Raw genomic sequence first — 26,215 nt, 5'->3', positions numbered from 1 at the left:
CGTCGTTTGATTTGCGGCCGGTTGCTCCTTGTGCCGGTCCATACCGAATGCGAAGATCGTCGCGCCTCGCTCGAGGCGCGACTTCCTCAATCGCGAAGGCAACATGACCGACCAGAACGAGATGATCCGCCCGCATGAGGCGGCGACGTCCTCCAGTGCGCTCGATCACAGCTTTCTCGCACGATTGCGGGAGGAAACCGGAGAAGCGCATCGCCAATTGGAAGACACGGCCGGACTGACCCAGTCCACGATCGACCGGACGCGGGTCGCGCACTTCCTGTCGCGCATGTATGGCTTCCTGGTTCCGTTGGAGATCTGGCTGGCCCGGTCACCGATCGATCCGGCTTTTCTGGAACCGCGCCGAAAGACCAGCGTCCTTGCGAAAGACTTGCGCCGGATCGGGGTTGAGGCGGAGTCCATCGACCTGATGGCCCTTGACCGTGAGGCCCCATCCTTGCCGTCGGCGCTCGGGGCGCTCTACGTCGTCGAAGGATCGACGCTCGGGAGCCAGGTCATAGGCCGGTGGCTTGGCCAACAGGCGTGGTTTCCAGCCGGTGGCATCGCCTATTTCGACATTTATGGCGATGCATGCGGGCGGATGTGGCGGGAAACCCGAGCTCGACTTTCCCAACTGCCGCCTTCGTCGCACAATGCTGCGATTGCCAGCGCAAACGCCATATTCCATCGGCTCGACGGCTGGATGGACGGGAGGGCGCGGGCATGAGCGACGAACGACAATCCGATCTTGAAGCATGCGCAAGCGAGCCGATCCGCGTTCCCGGCGCGATTCAGCCCCATGGTGCACTGGTGGTTCTCCATCGACACCGTCTGGACATTGTGCAAGCCAGTGCCAACGCCGGCGACATTCTCGGACAATCCGTCGCCCCGGGCGAGCGTTTGCCGGCAGAACTTGACCCGCTCATTCAAGCTCTGACGGATTGGCTGGAAGAGCCAGAGGGGCGTTTTCAGCAGAGCTGCAAACTTCTGGGGCGAGACGTCGTCGCCAGCGCGCATGAGACGCCGGACGGCGTCATCGTGGAATTCGAACACGCTCCGGCCGGTGATGCCGGATCGATACAGAGCTTGTTTCCAAAACTGAAGGCTTTCGCCGAGAGTATCAGCGTGGAGAAATCGGACGATGTCGCTGCCACGCGCACCGCCGAGTTCGTCCGAACGCTGACCGGCTTCGACCGCGTTCTCGTCTACAGGTTCGACGATTCCTGGGACGGCCACGTCATCGCGGAAAGCAATAGCGGAAAGCTGCCGACCTATCTGGACCTTCGTTTTCCGAGCAAGGATATTCCGGCACAGGCACGCGAACTCTATCGGCTCAACAGAGTGCGCATCATTCCCGATGTCAGCTATGTGCCAGTGCCGATCGAACCCCCGAATGGCCCTATAACCGGAGCGCCGCTCGATCTGTCCTTCGCTCAACTGCGCAGCGTTTCCCCCATTCATCTGGAATACATGCGCAACATGGGCACCAATGCGTCCATGTCGGTCTCGATTATCGTCGACGGCGAGTTGTGGGGGCTGGTGGCGTGCCATAGCGCCGATCCGCACATGGTCGGCGTCGATGGTCTTGGAGCCTGCGATTTCGTGGTGCAGGCGTTTGCGACGCAAATCATGGCGCGCGAAAGGGCTCACGAATCCGCACTGCGCGTTGAGCTTGGTGCAATCCAGCGACGGCTGCTTGCGGCAATGGCCCATGCTGACGACTGGCTGAAGGCTCTGTGTGAGAACAAGGTCGACTTGCTCGCTCTCGTGTCCGCCGAGGGCGCTGCGATCGTGGTTGACGAGACTATTGCTGCCGTGGGGCAGACGCCCGAAGACGCCGATATCAGCGCCGTGGCCACTTGGCTTGAAACGCAAGGGGAGAACGAACTCTTTCAGACAGATACGCTTGCCAGTGTCATGCAAGGCGCCGAGCGTTTCGCGAGTTCGGCAAGCGGCCTCATGGCGATCCGTATTTCCGAGCTTCATCCTCACTGGGTTCTCTGGTTCCGGCCCGAGACGCTGCGCAGCGTGACCTGGAGCGGCGATCCGCACGAAGTCGTCCGGGAAACTGGACGCATCCATCCGCGTCGCTCCTTCGAGGCATGGAAAGAGCAACTGCGCTTTCACGCTACGCCCTGGCGCGACGCCGAAATGGGTACCGCGCGGGATCTGCGCTCGGGGATTGTCGGTATCGTGTTGCGAAAAGCCGAAGCCCTGGCGCAACTCACCCAGGAATTGCAGCGCTCCAACCGTGAACTGGAGGCATTCTCCTATTCGGTCTCGCACGACCTGCGGGCCCCTTTTCGCCACATTGTCGGGTATTCCGAACTGTTGCGTGACCGTGAAAAGGATCTGGATGAGAAGTCTCTGCACTATATCGAAAGCATCGCCGAATCGGCGATTGCCGCCGGTCGTCTGGTCGATGACCTTCTCAACTTTTCCCATCTCGGCCGGGCCGCGCTCAAGCCGTCCAATGTCGACATGGACAAGATCGTCTTTGAAGTGCAGCGCACGGTGATGCTGGCGAATGAAGACCGCAGGATCGACTGGCATGTCGAAAAGCTGCCGAGTGCCTGGGGCGACGCGAGCTTCCTGCGACAGGTGTGGCACAACGTCATCGAGAACGCGGTGAAGTATACCAATCGCAACGAGGTCGCGCGGATCGAGATCACCGGTTCGCTGGGAGATGGCGAGGCAATCTATCGCATCACGGACGATGGCGTCGGCTTCGATATGGCTTATATCGACAAGCTATTCGGGGTCTTTCAACGTCTGCAACGGGCTGAAGATTTTGAAGGCACCGGCATCGGACTGGCGCTGACACGCCGCATTATCGAGCGCCATGGCGGGCGCATCTGGGCCGAGGGCGAAGTTGACAAAGGCGCGACATTCTCATTTGCGCTGCCGAACAAGAAGCGAGGTTCCCATGTCTGACCTGAGGCCGATCCTGCTTGTCGAAGACAGTCCCAAAGACCTGGAATTGACGGTCGCCGCACTCGAGAAGTGCCAGCTGGTGAACGAGGTCGTTGTCGCCCGCGACGGCGAGGAAGCGCTGGATTATCTCTATCGCAAGGGTCCTTATGCCGATCGGGAAGAGGGAGATCCGACTGTCGTCCTGCTCGATCTGAAACTGCCGAAGATTGATGGGCTGGAGGTGCTCAAGCGCGTCAAGCACGACAGCGATCTGAGGCACGTGCCGATCGTCATGCTCACATCCTCGCGTGAGGAGCAAGATCTCGTTGCCAGTTATGAGCTGGGGGTCAATGCCTTCGTCGTGAAACCGGTTGAATTCAGCGAGTTCTTCAAGGCGATCCGCGATCTTGGCGTGTTCTGGGCGATTCTCAACGAACCACCGCCGCGCCGACAGCAAGGAGGCGGCCAATGAGCGAGAGCGCTGCGTCTATCCTGCTGCTGGAGGATAGCGCTTTCGACGCGGACCTCATTCAGGAGCATCTGGCGCGGATCGAGCCGATGCCGGACATCAAGCGCACCGTTCAACGTCGCGATTATGTCGATGCCTTGGAGAGGAACAGGTTCGACGTCATCCTGGCGGATTTCTCACTGCCCGGTTTCGATGGGATGTCGGCGCTGGAAATCGCCAAGGACATCGCGCCCGAGACCCCGTTCATCTTCGTATCCGGTGTTCTCGGCGAAGAAATCGCAATCGATTCCTTCCGCAAGGGCGCGACCGACTATGTGCTGAAGCAAAGGCTTATCCGGCTTCCTTCGGCCGTGGAAAGGGCCGTTGCGGAACGACGCTCGCGCGAAGAGCGGCGACGCGTCGAGGAACAGAAGGAACTGCTGGTCCGCGAACTCAGCCACCGGGTGAAGAACACGCTCGCGGTCGTGATGTCGATCGCTCGACGCACGGCCAAATCCAGTCTGTCGATTGCCGACTTCGAGGGCCGCCTTGTCAGCCGTCTTCAGGCGATGTCGGACGCCCATGCCCTGCTGTTCGAGGCGAACTGGAGCGACACACGGCTTGATCTGGTGCTTGAGCGCATCTTGCGCGCGCATCGGCGCGAAGGCAGCGGTGCTTTTGTGATGGATGGGCCGGCGGTCACCCTCGATCCGAAGGAAGCGCTGGCGCTCGGCATGATCTTTCATGAACTGGCGACGAATGCGGCCAAGTACGGCGCGCTGTCGAGCCCTTCAGGACAAGTGATCATCGGCTGGTCGGTCGGCGGCAATGGCGAAAGCACGACGGTCACCGTCGAGTGGCGCGAGGAAGGCGGTCCCGCCGTCGTAGCCCCAAAAGAGCAGGGCTTCGGCACTACCCTCATTGAACGCAGCGTCAGCCACGAACTTGGCGGGACTGTCACCTTCGACTACGCGCCAAAAGGAATGTCATGTCGGCTGGCGTTTCCGGGAACTCAGCTCTGACTTTTTAGACGAGGCCTTACGCGAATCCGATCTGATCCGGTGTGCTGTTCGACGTCGTCGTGCGCTGAGCGGCGAAGTGGAAAGCCATGGTCTCGACCAGCATTCGATGGTCGCTCGGCTTGCCGAGCTTGGGAACGTCCATCAGTTTCTCGCGCAGTTGCGGCAGTTCGACGTAGCCACTGCAGACGATGAATGGAATCTCGCGCTCCTTGAGCACGTCCATCACCGGAAAAGACAATGCGCCCTGAAGGTTGAGGTCGAGGATCGCGCCGTCCAGTTCATGTGCGGCCGCGGCACGCGATGCGTCATCGACGCGCGCAAAAGGTCCGACGACCGCGCAACCCTGATCCAACAACAAGTCTTCGATATCCATGGCGATAAGGACATCGTCCTCGACCAGCAGGATGCGCAAGCCGCGCAGTGCCTCGTTCTTCTGCATACCCCGTCCTTCGCGAGGAGGGCATTCGCCCCCGCTGCCCTCAGGGGCGCTCGCTTGCATGATTTCAGTCGCCTTGACAACTGACGGGACACAGATTCGGTTCCAGACCGACCAAAAGGAGCGGTCGATCTGGGGCTCAATGACCGTCTGCGAGCTTGGCGGCCTCGATCGAAGCTGCAGTCTCCATGTCGACACCGTTGAAGAACGCGTTGAGCATGATTGCCATGGCCGATGCCAGAAGGATGCCCGATTCGATCAATGGGTGGATCGCATGCGGCAGCCATTGGAGATAGTTCGGCGCGATCAGTGGGATCAGCCCGAAGCCCACCGAAACGGCGACGACGAAGAGATTGTTCTTCGAGGATTTGAAGTCGACGGTCGACAGGATCCGAACGCCTGTCGCTGCCACCATGCCGAACATGACGATGCCGGCACCACCCAGAACGAAGGTGGGTACGGCTTCCACGAGAGCGCCCATTTTCGGAACAACGCCGAGCAGGGTCATGATCACACCGGCGGCGACGCAGACATACCGGCTCTTGACGCCGGTCACGCCGACAAGGCCGACATTCTGCGAGAAACTCGTATAGGGAAACGTGTTGAACAGGCCGCCGATCGTCGTCCCAAGGCCGTCTACGCGGAGCCCGGCCGTCAGCCGCCTTTGCGAGATTTGCGAATTCGTCATTTCGCCGAGTGCCAGAAACATGCCCGTCGATTCGATCATCACGACGATCATCACGAGCGTCATCGTCGCGATCAGGATCGGGTCGAAGATCGGCATGCCGAAACGCAGAGGCGTAACGATCTCGAACCAGCCGGCGGACGCAACCCGATCGAAGTGCATCAGGCCGAGTGCTGCGGTGATCGCACATCCGATGACGATGCCTAGCAGCACCGCGATGTTGGCGACGAGGCCGCGGCCGTAGCGGGCAATCATGAGGATCGAAACGAGCACGATGGCGGCGATGAGGATGTGACCGGGTTGGGCATAGGCGTCGTTCGGCATGGTCGCCGCCAGGGAGAGCCCTTCCGGAACGGGCGGCGAAGCCTCGGCCGACCGCATGGCGGCGAGCCATTCGGCGTGGGCAGGATCGACCAGTTTCGGTGCGGTTGGCCCCACAGGATTGCCGAAGATCCAGTTGATGCCGACCCGCATCAGGGAAACGCCAATCACCAGGATGATCGTTCCTGTCACGACGGGCGGAAAGAACCGCAGCAGTCTGCCCATCAAGGGCGCGATGAGAAATGCGATGAGACCAGCGCCGATGATGGCCCCGAAAATCATCCGTGCACCTTCGGCGCCTGGAACCGCATTGGCCATCGACACCATTGGACCCACCGCGGCGAACGTCACCCCCATCATGACCGGAAGGCGTATGCCGATCGCCGGCCCGGCGCCGAGTGACTGTATGATGGTAACGATGCCGCAGACGAACAGATCGGCGGATATCAGATAGGCAACCTCCTCCGGGGACAGATCGAGCGCACGCCCGATGATCAGCGGCACCGCGACCGCGCCACCGTACATCACAAGCACATGCTGAAGTCCGAGAGTGGCGAGCCTGCCAGCGGGCAGTTTCTCGTCGACGGGATGCACGGTCATGGGCGCGTCCTCCATCACTTAGACCGGGATAGTGTCACCCGATCCTCCATCGGGTGAAAGCCTCATTTTTCGGCAGGCCCGCCGGGTTCACAATCGGCGTTTGCGAGGAAACTGTTTGCGGTGTTTCCAACGTATTGGAGAAGGCTGTCGGCTTAACCGTTTCTTAAGGCGTGCAGTGTGCGGTGGGCGCCATCGCTGAAACCGATTTGCACCCGGAGGCCGTCATGACGACGATATCGGCAAGCTCGAAGTTGCGGAAAACCAGAAACCCGGTGACCCTTGCCGGTGCGGTCTGCGGCTTCGTTCTGGTAGGCGCTCTGGTTGCAGGATTGGCCGCTGCGACCCTGGTACGCGACCGCGTTGCCGCGTTCAACTCAGAGGCACTGGCAGCGGCCGTGTCGACGCGGGCGAATGGCGCCGAACTGGCCTTTGCACGCGCCTTGCACGACGAATGGCAAAGTGTGCAAGCCCTGGCCAGTTCCCTCGTGATCGATGACCCCCAGCGCTTGCGCGGTGAGCTCGATTTTGCCGTCGGCGATGGGGATCGGGTCTCATGGGCTGGATTCGCCACGATCGACGGAGAGGTGGAAGCGTCGTCCAACGGGCTTTTGGAGGGTCAGAATGTTGGCGAGCGGCCATGGTTCCAGCGTGGATTGGAGGGTCCGTTCGCCGGGGACGTACATGAGGCCGTGCTCCTTGCCTCGTTGCTTCCCAGCCAGGAAGGAGAGCCGCGACGCTTCATCGACCTGGCGACGCCGGTCGCTGGCGCAGACGGGGAGGCGGTCGGCGTCCTTGGGTATCACATCGATTTCAGTTGGGCGCAGACGTTTCTGCGCGAGGAAGCGGAGGCATTGGCGGTCGATCTATTTCTCGTCTCGCGCAGTGGCGGCGTGATCGCGGCGACCGATGGCTCGACGTATGAGACGCTTGACCTGCAGAGTACGCGCCGTGCCAGCAGCGGTGTCGGCGGCGCAGATGTGGAGACCTGGCCGGATGGCCGTCGCTACCTGACGACCGTTATTCCTCAGGTCGACTACGGCGATCTTCCCTCCTTCGGATGGCGGTTGATCGCAAGGATCGACGCGGACGCTCTGGAAGTAACAGATCGCGCCTTTTCTGCTGGCATTCTCGTGTCGCTCGCCTCGTTCGGCCTGTTTCTCATTCTGCTCACCCTGCTCTTCATACAGGCATTCGTTCGCCCATTCGCTGAAATATCCCAGAATGCAGTGCGCGTTGCTGATGGTGAGGACATCTATCCGTATGAATCGCGTCGCACAGCTGAGCTATCGCGCCTGAGTGCCGCGATCGCGCGGCTGCAAGGCCGAAGCCCCGTCAACGATTGAGACGAGATTCATTCTGGCGCATCTGAGAAGGAAAGCCGCCGGCCAGCGTCGCGAAGGATGGCGGACAGGCGTGTGGCGCTGACGCCGGGCGCGTCGCCCTCGGCATAGAAGCGGCGAAGTAGCGCTTCGTGCTGCTGCGCATCAGGCAAGAGCGCCAGGCGTGCGCCATCTTGGGTCGGATTGAGAACGCGGGCTTCCACGTCGCCAACGCCGCGAATGGCTATGAGCACTTCCTCGCCAGGGGCCAGGCGGATGCCGCGCACGCGCGCGCCGTCTTGCGCAAGGCTCGTCAGCCAGACGCGTGTCAGCTTGTCTCCGGCCCGCATCAAAGTGCGTTCGGGCCTGTCTCCGAAATGGCGCTCGCGGCGGGGCAGTTCGACACAGGCGGTGATGGTGATGGCCAGCACGAAGAGGTTGTAGATCGTCCAGAACAGGATGACGACCTTGCCCTCTCCGGCATCGCGATAGGCGAATGCATCCGACACCATACCGATTGTCAGGCCGCCGATTGTCAGGACCAGTAGCACGATGAAGGGGCGCATGAGGGCCCACTGGACGACGACACGGCTGCGGTCGCCGCCCTTGGCCGTGACCTTGAAGCTGTGTCCGTGTGGCCAGATCAGGCCAGTGATGGCGGCGCGCGTGATGGCGATGGCGCCGAGCAGCTGGCTGACATCGTTGACGATGGGAACGATGAGGCCGCGCGAAACGAAGTTCATCGCGAAAAGCAGCCACGCGAAATAGACGCCGAAATAGCTGATCACGTCCGGCACGGTCGCATCGACCACGATTATGTTGAAGTACCAGTAGAGCAGCGGATAGACCACGGCCGCCAGGCGAAACGCGAAGGAGGTCAGCCAGTAACCGACTGAATCCAGCACGCTCCAACGGTCGCGGAGCCGCAGATTGCTTCTCGAGAACGGGTTCAGCCTGCCACGGGCGATCTGCATCAGGCCGAGGCACCAGCGCGCGCGCTGCGTCACATATTCCTTCAGACCCTCCGGCGCGAGGCCCTCTGTCAGCGCTTCGTTTAGGTACACGGTGCGGATGCCGGCATTCTGCAGCGCCAGCGTGACCATGAAGTCCTCGGTGATGCTGTCAGTCGGGAAGCCGCCGATCTGGCGTATGGAGGTCCAGCGCAGGACGGATGAGGTCCCGCAGCAGATTGCAATGTCCCAAGCGTCGCGAGACGGCTCAAGATGATCGAAGAAGAAGCGCTGTTCATCGGGATAGGAGCGCGACAAGCCGAGATTGTGCTGGATTGGATCGGTGTTGAAAAAATGCTGCGGCGTTTGCACAAGTCCGACCGACGAATCGTGGAACAGCGGCAGCGCGCGGGACAGGAAATTGCTGTGCGGCACGAAGTCAGCGTCCAGGACCGCGATGAAGTCCGGAGGAGCCGGATCGGCGGCGAGAACGTCGAGAGCATTGTTGATATTGCCCGCTTTCGAACCCTTGTTGTCGGCACGCGTGACGTAGCGCACGCCCATCTCCGCGCAATAACCGCGCAGCCAGTCACGGCGCCCGTCATCCAGGACGAGAATCTCGACATTGTCGTGGTCGAGGCCTCGGCAACCGACGATCGTCCGCTCCAGGATCGATCGCTCCTCGTTGTATGTGGCGATGAGCATGGCGACTTTCGGCGGACCGGCCGGCTGCCACCAACCGGCGTGCTCGGTCGCCTCCTGGCTTCGCTCGCGGTGGCGCATCAAGATCACGAAAGCGCTGAGCGAGGAGAAGAGCGCTCCGGCCTCGATCGCGAAAAAGGACCAGCTGGCGAGAACGTCCCATGTCCAGCCGATAGGTGCCAGAGTATCCGTCAGGCGCCACCAGAAATAGCGCAGCGAAAGAATGCCGGCGACGCCGAACAGGAACACCCGGTGGACCGTTCGGGTACGGTCGAGAAAGGACGGCAGGACGAGTACCAGACCGCAGACAAGAAGCAATTGAACGACGCTTGAACCAAGTTCGCTCAGAAGGACCGGCGGGTACATTTCAGCTCCACAGGCGGCGGAGCATGTCGAGCGGGCGGCTTTCGAAATAGACCCGGCCGGTTCGGCCGATGGAACAGCGCATCTCCGGATCGTTGCGCAGAGCCGGCACGATGAGCGAAACGTCGAAGCGCTCCAGGTGTCGTTGGCTGGGTGCGATCGCCAGATTCTGATAGATCGTGTCGGCGCCGGCACCGGCAAGCCTCGTCACAGTGCCGTCGAGCGTCTCATCCGTGCCATCGAGACGAAACCTGGCTTCGGTGCCAACCTCGAGACGATTGTAGACGCTTTCCGTGACGCTCAGCGTGACGAGCGTGGAATCGCAGTCAACGAGACGCAGCACGCTCTGGCCACGCTGCAGCGTCTCGCCATCGCCGGCAAGCAGATCCCATAGGAGGCCATCGACATTGGAGGTCAAGCCGGCGTTCGTCAGCCTGTTGACGCGCCGGCGTTCGGCTTCAATGCGGCGTTCGAGGGACGCCGCGAGCGTCCGTTGGGCCTCAAGGTCAGCTTCCAGTTCAGCCACTTGCAGCGACAATTCGGAAATGCGTTGCTCGGAATAGGGCGCATCGTTGTAACCATCGCCGAGAAACGTCCCGCGGCGGGCTGATTCCAATGCGATCTCGACGGCAATAGCCTGTTCGCGCGCGTTATCGATTTCCAACTGCGAGACCTCGACGAGCGATTGAGCCTGCTCGAAAGAGACCGCGGTTTCGAGACCCCGATCGGCGAGGCGGCTCGATCGTTCGAGCGCGGTGTTCGCCGTTTCGAGGCGGGCTTCGGCAACGGAGACGAGCGAATTTGCGGCGCGCAGTTGCGCCTCCAGTTGGCGCACCCGCTCGACGCGGTAATCTTGCGCCCGTTGCGTCAGCGCTTCGATCGCATCCCGATTTGAAACAATGGCTGCTTCGAGGCGCACGATCTGGGCATCGACGGTCGCCTTCTCCTGGATCAGGTCATTCAATCTAAGGTTGTCTACGAGCGAATCTGTTATCGCGCCCAGCTGCTCGCCAGGCGACACCGCCGAGCCGAGCGCCCGCGTCGGCATGTCGAGCGTGCCGGCTATAGGCGTGCGCAGTGTCGTGACTTGCGCATTGACGACGGCATCAGCGCTCGCGCCGGCCATCTGCTCTCCGAAAATGATGAATACTGCGCCAGCAATGAGCGCAAATCCGATGATCAAACGTGTGAACCGCATCATGCCATCCTGCTGGGCGTCGACGTTCGGGCACCTCACGCAAGTGCCGTCCGGCGCGAATCATGGGCCCGGCGATCATGGTAGAACCGCCGCTTGCGAGAGCAACCGGGGATTGCTCAACACACTGAATGAAACGTCAATCGTGGCAGGGCTGCATCGAAGGGACGCCGCGCTCGCGGCGTCCCAAGGCGCGCTACTCCGCGAAGAAGGCGAAGCGGATGACAAAGAGCGCAGCGACGACCCAGGTGGCCGGATGCACGTCGCGGGCCTTCCCGGTGACGAGCTTGAGCACGGCATAGCTTATGAAGCCGAAGGCAAGGCCGTTGGCGATCGAATAGGTCAGCGGCATGGCGAGCGCCGTCAGGGCGGCCGGCGTCGCCTCTGTGACATCGGCCCATTCGATGTCGACCAGTTCGCGCATCATGAGGCCGGCCACGTAGAGGAGGGCGGGTGCCGTCGCATAGGCCGGAACGGCGCCGGCGAGCGGCGATATGAAGAGCGCCGCAAGAAAGAGCAGCGCGATGACAAGAGCGGTCAGCCCCGTTCGGCCCCCCGCCTGCACACCGGACGCACTTTCGACATAGGCGGTCGTGCTCGATGTGCCGAGCATGGAACCGCCGATTATGGCCGTGGAGTCCGCGAACAGCGCCCGGCCGAGGTTGTTGGGCTTTCCCGGTTCGATGAGACCGGCACGCTTTGCCACACCGATCAGTGTTCCCGTCGCGTCGAATACCTCGACCAGCACGAACACAAGAATGACTTGAAAGACACCGACGCCGAGCGCGCCCCAGATGTCCATCTGCATGAAGGTCGGAGCGATGGAGGGCGGCATGGAAATAATTCCCTGGAATTCGCTGACGCCGAGCAGGATGGCAAGGACCGTGACTACCAGGATTCCGATCAGGATCGCGCCACGCACCTTCATGGCGTCGAGTGCCGCGATGACGAAGAAGCCGAAGATGGCGAGCAGCGGGCCGGTCTGGTGCAAATCGCCGAGTGTTACGAGCGTCGCCGGGCTATCGACCACGATCCCGGCGCTCGTCAGCGCTATGATGCCGAGGAAAAGCCCGATGCCGGCGGCTATGGCGCTTCGCAGTGACTGGGGAATGCCGGCAATCAGCCAGGCGCGAACGCCGGTGACTGTCAGGATCAGGAAGATGACGCCGGAGATGAAGACCGCTCCCAGCGCCTGCTGCCAGGTGAAGCCCATGGCGCCGACCACCGTGAAGGCGAAGAACGCATTGAGGCCCATGCCGGGCGCCATGCCGATCGGCCAGTTTGCAATTAGGGCCATCACAAGCGAGCCAAGGGCGGCGGCCAGGCAGGTGGCGACGAAAACAGCGTCGCGGTCCATCCCGGTCGATGACAGGATTTCCGGATTGACGAAGACGATATACGCCATCGTGAGGAAGGTCGTGATGCCGGCCAGAACCTCGGTGCGTGCGCTGGTGCCGTGCGCCTTCAGGGCGAAGAATTTCTCAAGCATGCTGCCTCCCAATCGATCGCGCATCGGCCGTCCGCTTGCGGCAGGTCGGCGGGGCCGTTCCATGGCCGCCAGATCGATGCGCTGAAACCTCCAGATGGCGGCCGCTCTCCCCGCAGCCGCGCCATTGGTAATCCTGCGCGCGGCGCTCATTGGAGGCAAGCGGGCCATTTGCCGGCTTTGCTTAGAAGGACCTTCATGAATGTGAAGGCAATGCCGGTGTCATCCGACGAGACAGGGCGATTTGAAGAAGAACTCTTCGAGGTTGACGCCGGCGCCGGCGCGATCGACGACAAGAAAATCGCTGATCGCGCCGAGTGGCGTCAAGATGCCGTGCCAGACGTTCATGGCGATGTTGATGCCCTGGCCCGGCGCGGTACGGAAGGCGAGGAGACGGCCAGGTCCGTTGTCGGTGTCTTCGGCGACGACAACGAGAAATGGATTGTCGGACAGCGGCACGAATGCCTGACTGCCGAAGGGATGCCGCTCGACCATCGTGAGTTCAAGCGGCAGATCGTACGGCTCGCCGCGCACGATGCTGATGATCGGCCGGGCGCCTTCACCAGCCGTCTCGATCCTGGCCAGATCGTGAAAGCGCGTGCACCGACCGGCGTTGATGGGGAAGCGCACCGCTCCCTCCATCTCTATGACGTCGCCGAACGGTGCGAAGGCCTTGCGGGTCAGCGGCTCGATCGCAATGCGCGTCATGCCCCGTCAGACCAGACGCCCGTTGATCCTGAGGCGGCTGACGCCGCCATCCGGATAGATGTTGAGGCGAACGTGGGTGACGGGAGCAGACGAAATCACCTTGTCTGCGGCGAATTCGTGAACCGTGTCGGCAGCCAGCATCTGCTGTGGCAGGATTTCGTCCCAGAACATGGATGAGTTGATCACCATGTCATTGAGGCCGCCCGTCATCGCACCGAGATCGGCGGCCTGAATGGAGCAGGCGTGGGGATAGTTGCCCTTGTAGTGGGCTGTATCGACCAACACGCTTTCGACGAGGCCGCGGGCGGCGAGACGGACGATTATCCAGTCGTTGCCCGGCTGCCGGCGGCGTCGCGTCTCCCAGCCGTCGCCCATGTCGAGGCCGCGGCCTGGCGCGAGCAGCCGGCGATAGTCGCCGAAATGCGCGTCGGAGAAGGCGACGATGCGGCCGCCCGCCAGAGAGGAGGCGAGGTCGACGACCCTGTCGCCGGCGGCGGAACGATCAAGTTCCGGCTCGCCGTAGACGCGCAGGCGGGCGACGCCGCCGTCGGGGTGAATGTGAAGGCGGACATGGGTCCAGATCGCATCGGACGTCGCTGCGAAGTAGTGGTGAGCGCCGGGGCCGAGCGGACGTTGTGGTACGAGTTCGACCCACTCGGTTGCCTCGTCGGGTGTCCCGGCGACGCGCGCCGCCTCGATGCGGCAGGCGGGCGGATAATTGCCGATGAAATGCGAAGTGTCGACGTCGAAACCGAGAATTCGGCCCGGCACCGCCAGCTTCACGATCGAGAAATCGTGGCCGGGGCCGCGTTTGCGGCGCGATTCCCAGCCGTCCATCCACTTGCCGTTATCGTCGTACTTGTCGGCGATGAAGACGGCGGGTGCGTCAGAAAGCATGCGCGAGAGCGGCGCGAAGAATTCGTCGGTGGCATAGACCGCTTCCGCGCCGAGGCCGGCGGAGGCGAGGTTGATTCCGTGGGCCACGAAATCGGGCGCATCGGTGACTTTCTGCAGCATGAGCTTGCTCCTTATCTGGAAAACAGGTCGCGAAGGCGCAGAAGGGCAATCTTCTCGACCTCGCGGGCGGCGGTATGGACTTCGGTCTCGCGGTCGTTGCCGATCCTGCGCTCGAAGGCGGCGAGGATGGCGTGGCGGTCGAGCCCCTTCACCGCAATGATGAAGGGGAAGCCGAATTTCGATTGATAGTCGTCGTTGAGTACGGTGAAGCGGGCACGCTCGGAATCGCTCAGCGCATCAAGGCCGGCGCCGGCCTGCTCGGCCGTGGACTCGGCGGTGAGGCGTTTGGCGGCGGCGAGTTTGCCAGCCAGATCAGGGTGTGCTTGCAGAACGCCGAGCTTTTCCTCGTCGGAGGCGAGGCGGAAAGCCAGTTTCAGCGCAAAGTGCAGCCCGTCGGCCGTATCGTTTGCCGGGCCAAGTTCTCCGTCGAACGCCCGCTCGGCGATCCACGGAGAATGTTCGAAGACGCCGCCGAAGCGGGAGACGAAATCGGCGCGCTCCATTCGCGAGGGAATGAGCGTGCCCGCGACCGGCGGGTGGTTTGCGCGCCAATGGTTCGCAATGTCGAGGCGGGTCGCGAACCAGACGCGGTCGCGGCCCTTCATGTAGGAGATCAATCGCTTCAGCGCGGCCAGGCGCCCGGGGCGGCCGGCAAGACGGCAGTGAAGGCCGATCGACAGCATCTTCGGACTGCCTTCCATACCCTCGGCATGCAATGTGTCGAAAGCGTCGCGGAGATAGGCGTAGAAGTCTTCGCCTTGGGCGAAGCCGGAGATCGTCGAGAACCGCATGTCGTTGGTCTCGAGCGTATAGGGGACGACAAGCTGGTGCCTGCCGGCGTGCTCGTGCCAGTAGGGCAGATCGTCGGCGTAGCTGTCGGAGACATAGGCGAAGCCGCCTTCCCCTGTGACGAGGTCGACGGTGTTTTCCGAGCAACGGCCCGTATACCAGCCGGCCGGGCGCTCGCCGGTGATGGCGGCATGAAGGCGGATCGCCTCGTCCATGTCGGCGCGCTCGGCGTTACGGCCGTGATCGCGGTAGTCGATCCATTTGAGGCCGTGCGAGGCGATTTCCCAGCCGGCAGCCTGCATGGCGGCGACCTGCGCGGGCGATCGGCGCAGTGCCTCGGCAACGCCATAGACGGTGACGGGAACGTTCTCGCGGGTCAGGAGCCGATGCAGGCGCCAGAAGCCGGCGCGGGCGCCATATTCATAAACCGATTCCATGTTCCAGTGACGCTGGCCCGGCCATGGCTGGGCACCGGGAATTTCCGACAGGAAGGCTTCGGAGGCGGCATCGCCGTGCAGCACGCAGTTTTCTCCGCCTTCCTCATAGTTGACAACGAACTGGACTGCGATGACCGCGCCACCCGGCCATTGCGGGTGCGGTGGGGTTTCGCCATAGCCATGAAGATCGCGCGGATAGCGCATTGCCCGGCCTTTCGGAAATCATCGGAATGGGCCTATGATTAGGCGATAAAGCGCCAGGTCATTCCCCATGAATTTCTTGAAAGTCATTTGGGGCGCCGGCCGCTTCCCTCGCGACAAGGACAGGTGAAAAATGCCGAGGTTTGAGACGTCGAATCCCGGGAGGATATGAAATGGCGGGCGGCAGACTGACGACCCACGTTCTGGATACCGCGAGCGGCAAGCCGGCGTCCGGCCTGACCATCGAGTTGTGTGAAGGGCATGGCGCCGAGGCAACCGTCGTCAAATCGGAGCGGACGAATGCGGACGGCCGCTGTGACGCTCCGCTGCTTTCGGGTGCAGACCTGAAGCCCGGCCGATACGAAGTGCGCTTCCATGTCGGAGGGTATTTTCGTGAGAGCGGAACGGAAGGCTTTTATGATGTGGTGCCGGTGCCGTTTCTGATCGAGGACGGGGCTGCGCACTACCATGTGCCGCTTCTGATATCGCCCTTCGGCTATTCGACCTATCGGGGGAGCTGACGATGACCGCGGCGATCCGCAACATTATCCGATTCTATCTGAACGACCGGCTCGTCGAACTCTCACGTGTCGCGCCGGACGAGACGCTTCTCGACTGGCTGCGGCTTTCGGCGCGGCTGCGCGGCACAAAGGAAGGCTGTGCGGAAGGCGATTGCGGTGCCTGCACCGTTCTCGTCGGCCGGTTGACCTCCGGGGCCTTGCGCTACGAGACGGTCAACGCCTGCATTCGATTTCTCGGTTCGCTCGATGGCTGTCATGTCGTGACCGTCGAGCATCTGGCGGCACAGGACGGGCGCCTGCATCCGGTGCAGCAAGCGATGGTCGATGCCGATGCCTCACAGTGTGGTTTCTGCACGCCCGGCTTCGTCATGTCTGCCTATGCGCTCTGGATGCAGAATCCCGAGCCCACGGTTGGGCAGGTCGAGAAGGCTTTGCAGGGCAATCTCTGCCGCTGCACCGGTTACGAGCCGATCGTCAAGGCGATCGAAGCAGCCTGCGCCAAGGGCGGACAGGCGGGTGACCCGCTGATGGTCGAGCGCGCGGCGATGACTGAAAAGCTGGCGGCACTGAAGGATGGCCGGCGCGTTGCGATCGGAGAGGGGCGCGATCGGCTGGTGTTGCCGGCCTCGGTCGACGATCTGGCCGACGTGCTTTCGGCCGAACCGCAGGCTACCATCGTGGCTGGCGCGACCGATGTCGGCCTGTGGGTGACCAAATTCATGCGCGATATCTCACCGGTTGTTTTCATTGCGCATCTCGACGAACTGCATGCGATCGAGGGGCGGGGCGATATGCTCGCCATCGGCGCCTGCGTCACCTACACGGAAGCTTTCGCGTTGATCGCGGAGCGCTACCCGGAATTCGTCGATCTGTGGGACCGGATCGGCGGAGAGCAGGTGCGCAACATGGGCACGATCGGCGGCAATGTCGCCAATGGTTCACCGATCGGCGATACCCCGCCGGCGCTGATTGCGCTCGACGCGGTGGTGGTGCTGCGCAAAGGCGACGGGATGCGACGCGTGCCGATCGCCGATTTCTTCATCGACTACGGCAAGCAGGACCGAGCCCCCGGCGAATTCGTCGCGGCGATCGAGATCCCGGCGCCGGCCGAAGGTGCGCGCTTCGCCGCATACAAGGTTTCAAAGCGGCGCGAGGAAGACATCTCGTCGGTTTGCGGCGCCTTTCGGCTATCGCTGTCGCCGTCGGGAACGGTCGACGATGTCGTTCTGGCCTTTGGCGGCATGGCGGCGACGCCCAAACGGGCCAGCCATGTGGAAGCGGCGCTTCGCGGCAAGGCCTGGACGGAGGAGACCGTCGCCGACGCCGTGACGCTTTTCGCCGAAGATTTCACACCGCTCACGGATTGGCGCGCGTCCTCGCATTATCGGCTCTTGGTCGCGATGAATCTCTTGCGCCGCTTCCAGCTGGAGACCGCGGGCGAATCCGTGCGCCTTGAACGGCAGGTGGCGTAAGGAGGAGTGTGATGAACACGATCGAACGCATGGCCGAGAGCAAGGCCGTCAAGCTCGAAAAGAACGAAATCAAGGGCGGGGTTCACCGGCGTCAGCAGCACGATTCCGCCCACAAGCACGTCACGGGCACGGCCGAATATATCGACGACCTGACCGAGCCGTTCGGTACGCTGCATGCCTATCTCGGGCTTTCCGAGCGGGCACATGCCGATATCGTCTCGATCGACCTCGATGCGGTCCAGCGCCAGCCAGGCGTCGTCGCGGTTCTAACGGCAAAGGACATTCCCGGCGAGAACGACGTGAGCCCGGTCGGGCGGCATGACGATCCGGTGTTCGCATCGAAACGGGTAGAATTTCATGGCCAGCCGATCTTCGCCGTCGTGGCGGAAACGCGCGAGGCGGCACGGCGTGCGGCAAGGAAGGCCGAGATCAGCTACAGCGAGCTGGCCCACGTGACCGACGTGGTGGAGGCCGACAAGGCCGGGCTGCCCATGGTGTTCCCGCCGATGACGCTGAAACGCGGCGATGCGCTGGATGCGCTGGCCAAGGCGAAGCACCGCCTCGCCGGGGAGATGCGCATTGGCGGCCAGGACCACTTCTATCTCGAAGGTCAGGTCGCCATGGCAATTCCCGGCGAGGATGACGATGTAATTGTCTGGTCGTCAACGCAGCACCCCAGCGAAGTACAGCACATGGTCGGTCATGTGCTCGGCATTCCTTCCAACGCGGTAACGGTCAACGTGCGTCGCATGGGCGGCGGCTTCGGGGGCAAGGAGACCCAGGCGAATTTGTTCGCCGCCGTTGCGGCGCTCGCCGCCAAGAGGCTGGGACGTGCCGTCAAGATTCGACCCGACCGTGACGACGACATGGTGGCGACCGGCAAGCGGCACGATTTCCACGTCGCTTATGCGGTCGGCTTCGATGACGATGGGCGCATTGAGGGTGTCGATGCCACCTACGCGGCGCGCTGCGGATTTTCGGCCGATCTCTCTGGACCAGTGACCGACCGCGCCCTGTTCCATGCCGACAACGCGTACTATTTCCCCTCGGTCCATCTGACCTCCAAGCCGCTGAAGACCAACACCGTGTCCAATACGGCATTCCGTGGTTTTGGCGGACCGCAGGGCATGGTCGGCTGCGAGCGAATGATCGAGGAGATTGCCTACGCGCTCGGCAAGGACCCGCTGGCGGTGCGCAAGGCCAACTTCTACGGCGAGGGACGCAACGTCACGCCCTATCACCAGACGGTGGAGGACAACATCGCACCGCGCATCGTGGCGGAACTGGAGGCGAGCGCCGACTACCAGGCGCGTCGCAAGGCGATCGTTGAATTCAATGCGACAAGCCGTGTGGTGAAGAAGGGGATCGCGCTGACGCCGGTGAAATTCGGCATCTCCTTCACCAAGACGGAGTACAATCAGGCCGGCGCGCTCGTGCATATCTATACCGACGGCTCGATCCACCTGAACCATGGCGGGACCGAGATGGGGCAGGGCCTCAACACGAAGGTCGCGCAGGTGCTGGCAGATGCTTTCCAGGTCGATCTCGCCCACGTCAAGATCACGGCCACGACCACTGCCAAGGTGCCGAACACCTCGGCGACGGCAGCCTCGTCCGGTTCCGATCTCAACGGCATGGCAGCGGCCGATGCCGCCGAGCAGATCAAGGACCGGCTCCGTGATTTCGCGGCGGAGAAATGGTCGGTCGAGCGCGACCAGGTGGTGTTTACGGTCAATCAGGTGCAGGTGGGCAATCAGCTGATCGCATTTGCCGATTTCATCCAGCTTGCCTACCAGGCCCGCGTTCAGCTGTCGGCCGCCGGCTTCTACAAGACGCCGAAGATCCACTGGGACAGGGACAAGGGCGAAGGGCGGCCGTTCTACTACTTCGCCTATGGTGCTTCGTGCTCGGAAGTTTCCGTCGACACGCTCACCGGCGAATATCATGTCGATCGCACGGATATCCTGCATGACGTCGGGCGTTCTCTGAACCCGGCGATCGACATCGGCCAGATCGAGGGCGGCTTTATCCAGGGGATGGGCTGGCTGACGACGGAAGAACTCTGGTGGGACGACAAGGGTCGGCTGCGTACGCACGCTCCCTCCACCTACAAGATTCCGCTCGCCTCGGACCGTCCTCGCGTCTTCAACGTGAAGCTCGCTGATTGGTCGAAGAATCATGAGGCGACCGTCAAGCGGTCAAAGGCCGTTGGCGAGCCGCCTTTCATGCTGGCCATTTCGGTGCTGGAAGCCCTGTCGATGGCGGCGGCGAGTGTTGCCGGCTACCGCATCTGCCCACGTCTCGATGCGCCTGCCACGCCGGAACGGGTGCTGATGGCGATCGAGCGGCTGAGGGCTGAAGTCGGAGGCTGAAGGATGTTGATCGCGCTCGAAAGCCTGGTTGCGTCTGCCGATTCCGTGGTGCTGGTGGAAGTCACGGCAGCCAAAGGCTCGACACCGCGCACGGCTGGCACCTGGATGCTCGTTTCCGCGACAGAACGTGCCGGTACGATCGGCGGTGGCCAGCTCGAGTTCGCTGCGATCGACAAGGCGCGTCAGATGCTGCGGTCAGGCGGCGAGGCGATGACCCTCGATATTCCGCTGGGACCGGAAATTGGACAATGCTGCGGGGGATTTGTCTCGCTGAGTCTCAAGCGCCTCGACGAGCGATCGCGCGACGAAGTGCGGCGGCGGCTTAACGCGGAGACGGCGCAGCGGCCGCATGTCTATATTTTCGGAGCTGGTCACGTCGGCCTGGCCCTGTCCACCACCATGCGGTTGCTGCCCGTCCGCGTCATCCTCGTCGATACGCGCGGCGACGCGTTGGCGGATGCCGAGCCAGGGATCGAGACCCGGCTGACGCCGGTGCCGGAGGCGATGGTTCGCAAGGCGCCGGCAGGCAGCGCGGTCGTGGTGATGACGCATGAGCATTCGCTCGATTTCCTGATCACCGGCGAGGCGCTTTCACGCGGCGATCTCTGCTATGTCGGCATGATCGGCTCGAAGACGAAGAAGGCCTCCTTCCGCAGTTGGTTCCGTGAAGATGGTGGCAACGAGGCGGCCTTTGCCGGGCTCGTCTGCCCGATTGGCGGACACAAGGTCCGTGACAAACGGCCGACAATCATCGCCGCCATGGCGGCGGCGGAGATACTGGAGCGGATCTTCGCCGAGATTTCGGCCGAAGCGTCGGCCGGTCCTTAAGGTCCGATGCGATCCTTGTGCCTTGACCTTCCAGTTGCTGGAAGCTCCATATGTGCGTCATGCCATTCGGAACAGACCGCTGGCCCGGACATTCTGCCGGATAGCGGGCGCAGTTGAACGTCAGGACAGATCGATGAACAGACACGTCACCGTGGATCAGGCGAAGTCCGCCACGCTCTATCGCATGATGATGCCCGGCCATACCTGCCCGTTCGGCCTCAAGTCGAAATCGCTGCTGGAGCGGCAAGGGTACGCGGTCGAGGACCATCACCTGAAGACGCGCGAGGACGTCGACGCATTCAAGGCCGAGCATGGGGTGAAGACGACGCCGCAAACCTTCATCGACGGGACGCGTATCGGCGGGTATGATGACCTCAGGGCCCATTTCGGCAAGCACGTTGCACGCAAGGGCGAACTGACTTACCGGCCGGTCATCGCCATGTTTGCCGTCGCCTTTCTCATGGCGATGGCAATCAGTTGGGCCGCGCTCGGCACATTGGCACCGCTGCGCATCATCGAGTGGTTCATCGCCGTTTCCATGTGCCTGCTCGGCTTCCAGAAGCTGCGCGACGTCGAGGGGTTCTCCTCGATGTTCCTGAACTACGACCTCTTGGCGGTGCGCTGGGTACCGTACGCCTATATCTACCCCTATGCGGAAACGCTGGCGGGCCTGCTGATGCTCGCCGGCGCGCTGATGTGGATTTCGATTCCCGTGGCGCTCGTCATCGGCACGATCGGTGCCGTTTCGGTTTTCAAGGCTGTCTATGTCGACAAGCGGGAGCTGAAATGTGCCTGCGTCGGCGGTGACAGCAATGTCCCGCTCGGCTTCGTCTCGCTGACCGAAAATGTCATGATGGTGGCGATGGCGCTGTGGATGCTTCTGACAGGTGGCGCGGCGATGCTTTAGGCCGCTTTCCAGCGACAGTTGAACGGCGGGTCGCTTTCAGCCTGGCAGCGCGTCGCGGATCATGCGCTGGCAACGCTCCGCCATGAAGTCGATGAAGAAGCGCACCTTGGGGTCCTGAAAATTCTTGTGCGGATAAAGAGCGGCGAACTGGGCCGGAACGGGCGGTGTGTGGGTCAGAACGGCCCTAAGGGCGCCAGAGCGCAGATGCGCCTCCACCTCGAAGCGCGGCTTGTTGACGATGCCGCGTCCGGCAAGCGCCCAGTCCGTGAGGACATCGCCGTCATCAGAATCATAGGGGCCGCCGACGTTGAATTTTTCCGGCCCGTCCGCCGTGCGCAGAACCCAGAAATATTCGCGCGATCCGGGAAAGCGCAGCAGCAGACAGGCATGCCCTTCATCGATGAGCGCATCGGGCGAGGCCGGTTCGCCATGCTTGTCGAGATAGGATGGTGCGGCACAAAGGACACGCTCGCATTCCATGATGCCGCGCATGCGAAGATTGGAGTCCTCGATAACGCCGAGACGAAAGGCGATGTCGATGCTCTCGGTCATGATGTCGACATTGTGGTCGGAGAGCCGCAGCCGAACCTCGATGTCCGGATAGAGATCGCGAAACTCCGGTATCCCCGAAGCAATGAGCCGGCGACCAATACCGAGCGGTGCAGTCACACGGATCGTGCCCTTGGGGTTGCTGGTCGACGTGGCGACGGCGGCCTCGGCTTCGTCGACAGCCTCGAGAATCTTCTTGGCGCCAGAATAGAAAAGGTGACCGTGCTCCGTTGGCGTCAGCTTGCGGGTGGTGCGGTTGAAAAGCCTCACGCCGAGATGCGCTTCCAGTTCCTTGATCCGGTTGCTGGCGACGGCCGGCGAGACGCGCTGATCGCGGCCCGCTGCTGACAGGTTGCCGAGTTCGACCACGCGAACGAAAACCTGGATGTTGTTCAGGTAGGACATGGCAATTGCGCTACCACTTCCAAGAAATTTTTGAAAGTGATGGCGTGCTCTCCGTACTTCTCCGCTGCCGCTGGGTCTGTCACTTCTCGATGAAAGCGTCGGGAGGTCCGTCATGTACGAATTCGCCATCGCCTGGGAGTGGCTCGCCTTTGCCGCCCGCTGGCTTCATGTCATCACCGCAATCGCGTGGATCGGGTCGTCGTTCTACTTCATCGCCCTCGATCTCGGGCTGAGGAAGCATGCGGATTTGCCTGATGGTGCTCATGGCGAGGAGTGGCAGGTCCATGGCGGCGGCTTCTACCATATCCAGAAATACCTCGTGGCGCCTGATCGGATGCCGGAGCATCTGACCTGGTTCAAGTGGGAAAGCTACGCCACATGGCTCTCGGGCTTCGCCCTGCTCGCCATCGTCTACTATGCGGGCGCTGATCTCTATCTGATCGACCGCAATGTGCTGGACGTGACCGCACCCGTGGCCATTCTCATCTCGCTTCTGTCGCTGGCGCTCGGGTGGGCGCTCTATGATCTGTTGTGCAAGTCCCCGCTCGGCCGCGATGACACGCTCTTGATGGTGACGCTCTACGCCCTTTTGGTTGCGATGGCATGGGGCTATACTCAGCTGTTCACCGGCCGCGCGGCGTTCCTGCATCTCGGCGCCTTCACGGCGACGATCATGTCGGCGAACGTCTTCATGATCATCATTCCGAACCAGAAAAAGGTGGTCGCCGATCTTGTCGCAGGGCGCACACCCGATCCCAAGCTTGGACTGCAGGCCAAGCAGCGTTCGACACACAACAACTATCTGACGCTGCCCGTCCTATTCCTGATGTTGTCGAACCACTATCCGCTGGCTTTCGGCACGCAGTACAACTGGGTGATCGCCTCGCTGGTCTTCCTGATGGGAGTGACCATCCGGCACTGGTTCAACACGCGCCATGCCCGCAAGGGCAACCCGACCTGGACGTGGCCCGCGACAGCGGTGATGCTGATCGCGATCATGTGGCTTTCCACCGCGCCGCAGCAGATCGTGCCATCAACCGGCGAAGCGCAGGCAAGCGAAGACGCCGTCACGCAAGAGGTCGCTCCCCCATTTCAGCGTTTCGTCACTGATGCGCATTTCGAGAGTGCGCGGGATGCAGTGACGACTCGCTGCACGATGTGCCATTCGCAGACGCCAGGCTATGAAGGGATTCTGTGGGCTCCGAAGGGTGTCACGCTTGAAACTGAGGCCGAGATCGCCGCGCATGCGCGTGAGATCTACCTTCAGTCCGGCCGCAGCCACGCCATGCCGCCCGGCAATGTCTCGCAGATGACCGAAGCGGAGCGGCAGGCGATCAACACCTGGTACGAGAGCGCAGTGGAGGCGCGGCGATGAGCGAGATTCTGATCCGCGGCCGGGTACTCACCTTCAATGAGCGGCCAGCTGGCGTCGAGGACGATGCGGCATATCGCTATCTCGAAGATGGTGCGATCCATGTCATCGGCGGCAAGATCAAGGCGGTCGGCACGTTCGAAGAGTTGCGGCTTGGTGCACGGGCGGCGGACGTCGTCGACCACCGGCCGCATCTGATCGTACCCGGCTTCATCGACACGCATCTCCATTTTCCGCAGATGCAGGTCGTCGGCTCCTATGGCGCGCAGCTGCTCGATTGGTTGAACAAGTACACCTTCGTCGAGGAGCAGAAATTTGGCGACGATGACCACGCCGCCCGGATCGCGACGGCGTTCTTCGATGAACTCGTGCGCAATGGCACGACGAGCGCGGTCGCCTATTGCTCGGTTCACCGCCAATCCGCTGATGCCTTCTTCTCAGAAGCCGAGCGGCGAGGGATGCTGGTGATCGGCGGCAAGGTGATGATGGACCGCAATGCGCCAGCGCCTCTGCTCGACACGGCCCAGTCGTCCTATGACGACACGAAATCACTGATCGACAGCTGGCATGGTCGAGGCCGGGCGCGCTATGCGATCACACCGCGCTTTGCCATCACCTCGACACCGGAGCAAATGGAAGCGGCTGGCGTACTGGCCCGCGAGCACCCGGACTGCCATATCCAGACGCATCTTTCAGAGAACCGGGACGAGATCGCTTTCGCCAAGGATCTCCATGGCTGGGCGCGTGACTATCTCGACGTCTATGAGCGCTACGGGCTGTTGGGTCGCAAGAGCCTCTTCGGTCATTCGATCCATCTTTCCGATCGTGAAGTCGGCGCGATGGCGGATAGCGGCTCGGTTGCCGTGTTTTGCCCGACTTCCAACCTGTTCCTCGGTTCGGGTCTGTTCGACTGGTCACGGATGCACCAGGCGGATGTGCGCGTTGCAGTCGCCACCGACATTGGCGGCGGGACGAGCTATTCGATGCTGAGGACGATGGACGAGGCCTATAAGGTCGCGCAGCTTCAGGGCGCCAGGATCAATCCCTTGGAAAGCTTCTATCAGATCACCCTCGGCAATGCGCGGGCGCTGTCGCTGGACAATGCGATCGGACGCATCGTGCCAGGCGGCGATGCCGATTTCGCGGTGCTCGATGCGGGTGCGACGCCGGCCATGCGGCTCAGGATGGAGACGGCGACGACGCTCGCCGAAGAGCTTTTCGTCCTGCAGACGATGGGCGACGATCGCGCAGTCGACGAGGTCTATGTTGCCGGGCGCGCCATGAAATCGATGCTCGGCTCAAAAATCCTCGGGCCGGCGGCCGCCGAGCGCGGCCGTCAACGCGTCAGCGCTTGAGCGTACCAGCTGTCCGAGTTCTTCGATCCGTGCGTCGCAGAGCCTGACCGTCGGGCCGGATACCGACAATCCCGCCAGCGTCTCGCCGTGCTCTTCATAGACTGGCGCGGCGATGCAGCGCATGCCGGCCGTGTGCTCCTCGTCATCGATGGCGTACCCACGCGAACGGATGCTCTGAAGATCGCTGAGCAGAGAGGACGTACCGCCATGTGTCTTTTCTGTGAAGACAGTCAATCGGCCCGACATTCTACGTGCAACCGCTGCGTCCGCCCAGGTGGACAAGATCGCCTTGCCGATGCCCGACGCATGGATTGGACCGCGTCGTCCGGGACGGAAAAAGGCCCGGATCGGTGCGTGGCTTTCCACCTGCGCCACGAAGACGATCTCGCCCTCATCCTCGATCCCGATATTGGCGGTCTCGCCCGTTTCTTCCGATAGCGCCTTCAAGAACGGGCGTGCGACGATCTCCAGTTTGCGGCCTCGCCGGAAGGCGTTCCCGATCTCGAACGCCTTGACACCTACGGTCCAGACACCCGTCTCCGCATCACTCGTCACCATGCGGTGCTCGGCAAGCGATGTGAGCAGCCGATGGACGGTGGACGGCGCCATGCCGGTCTGTGCTGCAAGGCCGGACAGGGTGGAGCCGTCCCGCTCCGCGATGCGTCCAAGCAGCGCCAGCGACCGGTCGAGAACCTGCACGGAACTTTGCTGCACCCCCGATTTGCGGCGGCCATGGCCTTCGGTTCTGTCTTCTTCATCCGTCATGGCCGGTTCTTATCGCAGCGGTGGCGCGTGGCAAGCCATTACCCGTCAATTCGTTGAAAGAGATTGTTTTCCGTATCGTG

The 26,215-nt window shown here is 62.3% G+C and carries 22 protein-coding genes; 12 read left to right on the top strand and 10 right to left on the bottom strand.

What is annotated here, in order from left to right; all coding sequences use genetic code 11:
* The first annotated feature begins 103 nt into the window (after positions 1–103).
* From CN673_RS16150 to CN673_RS16135, 4 genes are read left to right on the top strand one after another with little or no spacing between them, the layout of a single operon-like run.
* Positions 104–724: a biliverdin-producing heme oxygenase gene (locus tag CN673_RS16150; protein WP_157928924.1), complete on the top strand. Its 621-nt coding sequence runs from the start codon at positions 104–106 to the stop codon at positions 722–724.
* Positions 721–2,931: an ATP-binding protein gene (locus CN673_RS16145; protein WP_099867398.1), complete on the top strand. Its 2,211-nt coding sequence runs from the start codon at positions 721–723 to the stop codon at positions 2,929–2,931. Before CN673_RS16150 ends, CN673_RS16145 begins: the two co-directional genes overlap by 4 nt.
* Positions 2,924–3,382, top strand: a complete 459-nt coding sequence (locus CN673_RS16140) for a response regulator (RefSeq protein WP_099867397.1) — start codon at positions 2,924–2,926, stop codon at positions 3,380–3,382. Before CN673_RS16145 ends, CN673_RS16140 begins: the two co-directional genes overlap by 8 nt.
* Entirely contained in the window at positions 3,379–4,380 is a 1,002-nt protein-coding gene (locus CN673_RS16135; RefSeq protein ID WP_099867396.1) for a sensor histidine kinase, read from the top strand. The genes CN673_RS16140 and CN673_RS16135 overlap by 4 nt, the downstream gene beginning before the upstream one ends.
* A 16-nt stretch (positions 4,381–4,396) precedes the next feature.
* Here CN673_RS16135 and CN673_RS16130 read toward each other — a convergent pair whose 3' ends face one another.
* Both CN673_RS16130 and CN673_RS16125 read right to left on the bottom strand, forming a co-directional pair.
* Positions 4,397–4,819 (bottom strand): response regulator, encoded by a 423-nt coding sequence (locus tag CN673_RS16130; RefSeq protein WP_099867395.1) that lies wholly within the window; start codon positions 4,817–4,819, stop codon positions 4,397–4,399.
* Positions 4,820–4,955: 136 nt separating this feature from the next.
* Entirely contained in the window at positions 4,956–6,422 is a 1,467-nt protein-coding gene (locus CN673_RS16125; protein WP_370853061.1) for a nucleobase:cation symporter-2 family protein, read from the bottom strand.
* Between the two features lie 224 nt (positions 6,423–6,646).
* On the opposite strand from CN673_RS16125, the gene CN673_RS16120 reads away from it, so the two are divergent.
* Positions 6,647–7,765 (top strand): cache domain-containing protein, encoded by a 1,119-nt coding sequence (locus CN673_RS16120; protein ID WP_157928923.1) that lies wholly within the window; start codon positions 6,647–6,649, stop codon positions 7,763–7,765.
* An 8-nt stretch (positions 7,766–7,773) separates the two neighbouring features.
* Here the strand turns inward: CN673_RS16120 and CN673_RS16115 are convergent, their stop codons facing one another.
* The 6 genes from CN673_RS16115 to puuE all read right to left on the bottom strand — a co-directional run bounded on the left by CN673_RS16115 (position 7,774) and on the right by puuE (position 15,592).
* Positions 7,774–9,759 (bottom strand): glycosyltransferase, encoded by a 1,986-nt coding sequence (locus tag CN673_RS16115; protein ID WP_099867392.1) that lies wholly within the window; start codon positions 9,757–9,759, stop codon positions 7,774–7,776.
* A 1-nt stretch (position 9,760) separates the two neighbouring features.
* Positions 9,761–10,954, bottom strand: a complete 1,194-nt coding sequence (locus tag CN673_RS16110; protein ID WP_099867489.1) for an HlyD family secretion protein — start codon at positions 10,952–10,954, stop codon at positions 9,761–9,763.
* Positions 10,955–11,147: 193 nt separating this feature from the next.
* A complete protein-coding gene (locus CN673_RS16105; RefSeq protein WP_099867488.1) occupies positions 11,148–12,440 on the bottom strand; it encodes an NCS2 family permease in 1,293 nt (430 codons plus the stop codon).
* A gap of 219 nt (positions 12,441–12,659) precedes the next feature.
* Entirely contained in the window at positions 12,660–13,145 is a 486-nt protein-coding gene (locus CN673_RS16100) for an ureidoglycolate lyase (protein ID WP_099867391.1), read from the bottom strand.
* Between the two features lie 6 nt (positions 13,146–13,151).
* On the bottom strand, positions 13,152–14,162 hold the full coding sequence (gene alc / locus CN673_RS16095; protein ID WP_099867390.1) for an allantoicase: 1,011 nt from the start codon (positions 14,160–14,162) through the stop codon (positions 13,152–13,154).
* 11 nt (positions 14,163–14,173) lie between these two features.
* Positions 14,174–15,592: an allantoinase PuuE gene (puuE, locus tag CN673_RS16090; RefSeq protein ID WP_099867389.1), complete on the bottom strand. Its 1,419-nt coding sequence runs from the start codon at positions 15,590–15,592 to the stop codon at positions 14,174–14,176.
* Between the two features lie 170 nt (positions 15,593–15,762).
* Here puuE and uraH point away from each other — a divergent pair, with 170 nt between their 5' ends.
* The 5 genes from uraH to CN673_RS16065 all read left to right on the top strand — a co-directional run bounded on the left by uraH (position 15,763) and on the right by CN673_RS16065 (position 21,689).
* On the top strand, positions 15,763–16,110 hold the full coding sequence (uraH, locus tag CN673_RS16085; protein WP_099867388.1) for a hydroxyisourate hydrolase: 348 nt from the start codon (positions 15,763–15,765) through the stop codon (positions 16,108–16,110).
* Between the two features lie 2 nt (positions 16,111–16,112).
* Positions 16,113–17,582, top strand: coding sequence for a xanthine dehydrogenase small subunit (gene xdhA, locus CN673_RS16080; RefSeq protein WP_099867387.1), 1,470 nt, complete (start codon positions 16,113–16,115; stop codon positions 17,580–17,582).
* 11 nt (positions 17,583–17,593) lie between these two features.
* Positions 17,594–19,954 carry a xanthine dehydrogenase molybdopterin binding subunit gene (gene xdhB / locus CN673_RS16075; protein WP_245409954.1) on the top strand — a complete coding sequence of 787 codons (2,361 nt, stop codon included), beginning with the start codon at positions 17,594–17,596 and terminating at the stop codon, positions 19,952–19,954.
* A 3-nt stretch (positions 19,955–19,957) separates the two neighbouring features.
* Entirely contained in the window at positions 19,958–20,782 is an 825-nt protein-coding gene (gene xdhC, locus CN673_RS16070) for a xanthine dehydrogenase accessory protein XdhC (protein WP_099867386.1), read from the top strand.
* 133 nt (positions 20,783–20,915) lie between these two features.
* On the top strand, positions 20,916–21,689 hold the full coding sequence (locus CN673_RS16065) for a MauE/DoxX family redox-associated membrane protein (protein ID WP_198586023.1): 774 nt from the start codon (positions 20,916–20,918) through the stop codon (positions 21,687–21,689).
* A gap of 36 nt (positions 21,690–21,725) precedes the next feature.
* Here the strand turns inward: CN673_RS16065 and CN673_RS16060 are convergent, their stop codons facing one another.
* Positions 21,726–22,643, bottom strand: a complete 918-nt coding sequence (locus CN673_RS16060) for a LysR family transcriptional regulator (protein ID WP_099867385.1) — start codon at positions 22,641–22,643, stop codon at positions 21,726–21,728.
* 112 nt (positions 22,644–22,755) lie between these two features.
* On the opposite strand from CN673_RS16060, the gene CN673_RS16055 reads away from it, so the two are divergent.
* The gene (locus CN673_RS16055) at positions 22,756–24,018 is read left to right on the top strand and encodes a urate hydroxylase PuuD (RefSeq protein WP_099867384.1); all 1,263 of its coding nucleotides are present in this window, start codon (positions 22,756–22,758) and stop codon (positions 24,016–24,018) included.
* Positions 24,015–25,370: a guanine deaminase gene (gene guaD / locus CN673_RS16050; protein ID WP_099867383.1), complete on the top strand. Its 1,356-nt coding sequence runs from the start codon at positions 24,015–24,017 to the stop codon at positions 25,368–25,370. Before CN673_RS16055 ends, guaD begins: the two co-directional genes overlap by 4 nt.
* On the opposite strand, the gene CN673_RS16045 is transcribed toward guaD, so the two are convergent.
* The gene (locus tag CN673_RS16045; RefSeq protein ID WP_099867382.1) at positions 25,314–26,135 is read right to left on the bottom strand and encodes an IclR family transcriptional regulator; all 822 of its coding nucleotides are present in this window, start codon (positions 26,133–26,135) and stop codon (positions 25,314–25,316) included. The two genes, guaD and CN673_RS16045, sit on opposite strands and share 57 nt — an antisense overlap.
* Between the last annotated feature and the right edge of the window lie 80 nt (positions 26,136–26,215).

Origin of the sequence: Neopararhizobium haloflavum (assembly GCF_002750855.1) — a bacterium.
GTDB lineage: Bacteria > Pseudomonadota > Alphaproteobacteria > Rhizobiales > Rhizobiaceae > Georhizobium > Georhizobium haloflavum.
This window is presented reverse-complemented; position numbering and strand designations above follow the sequence as displayed.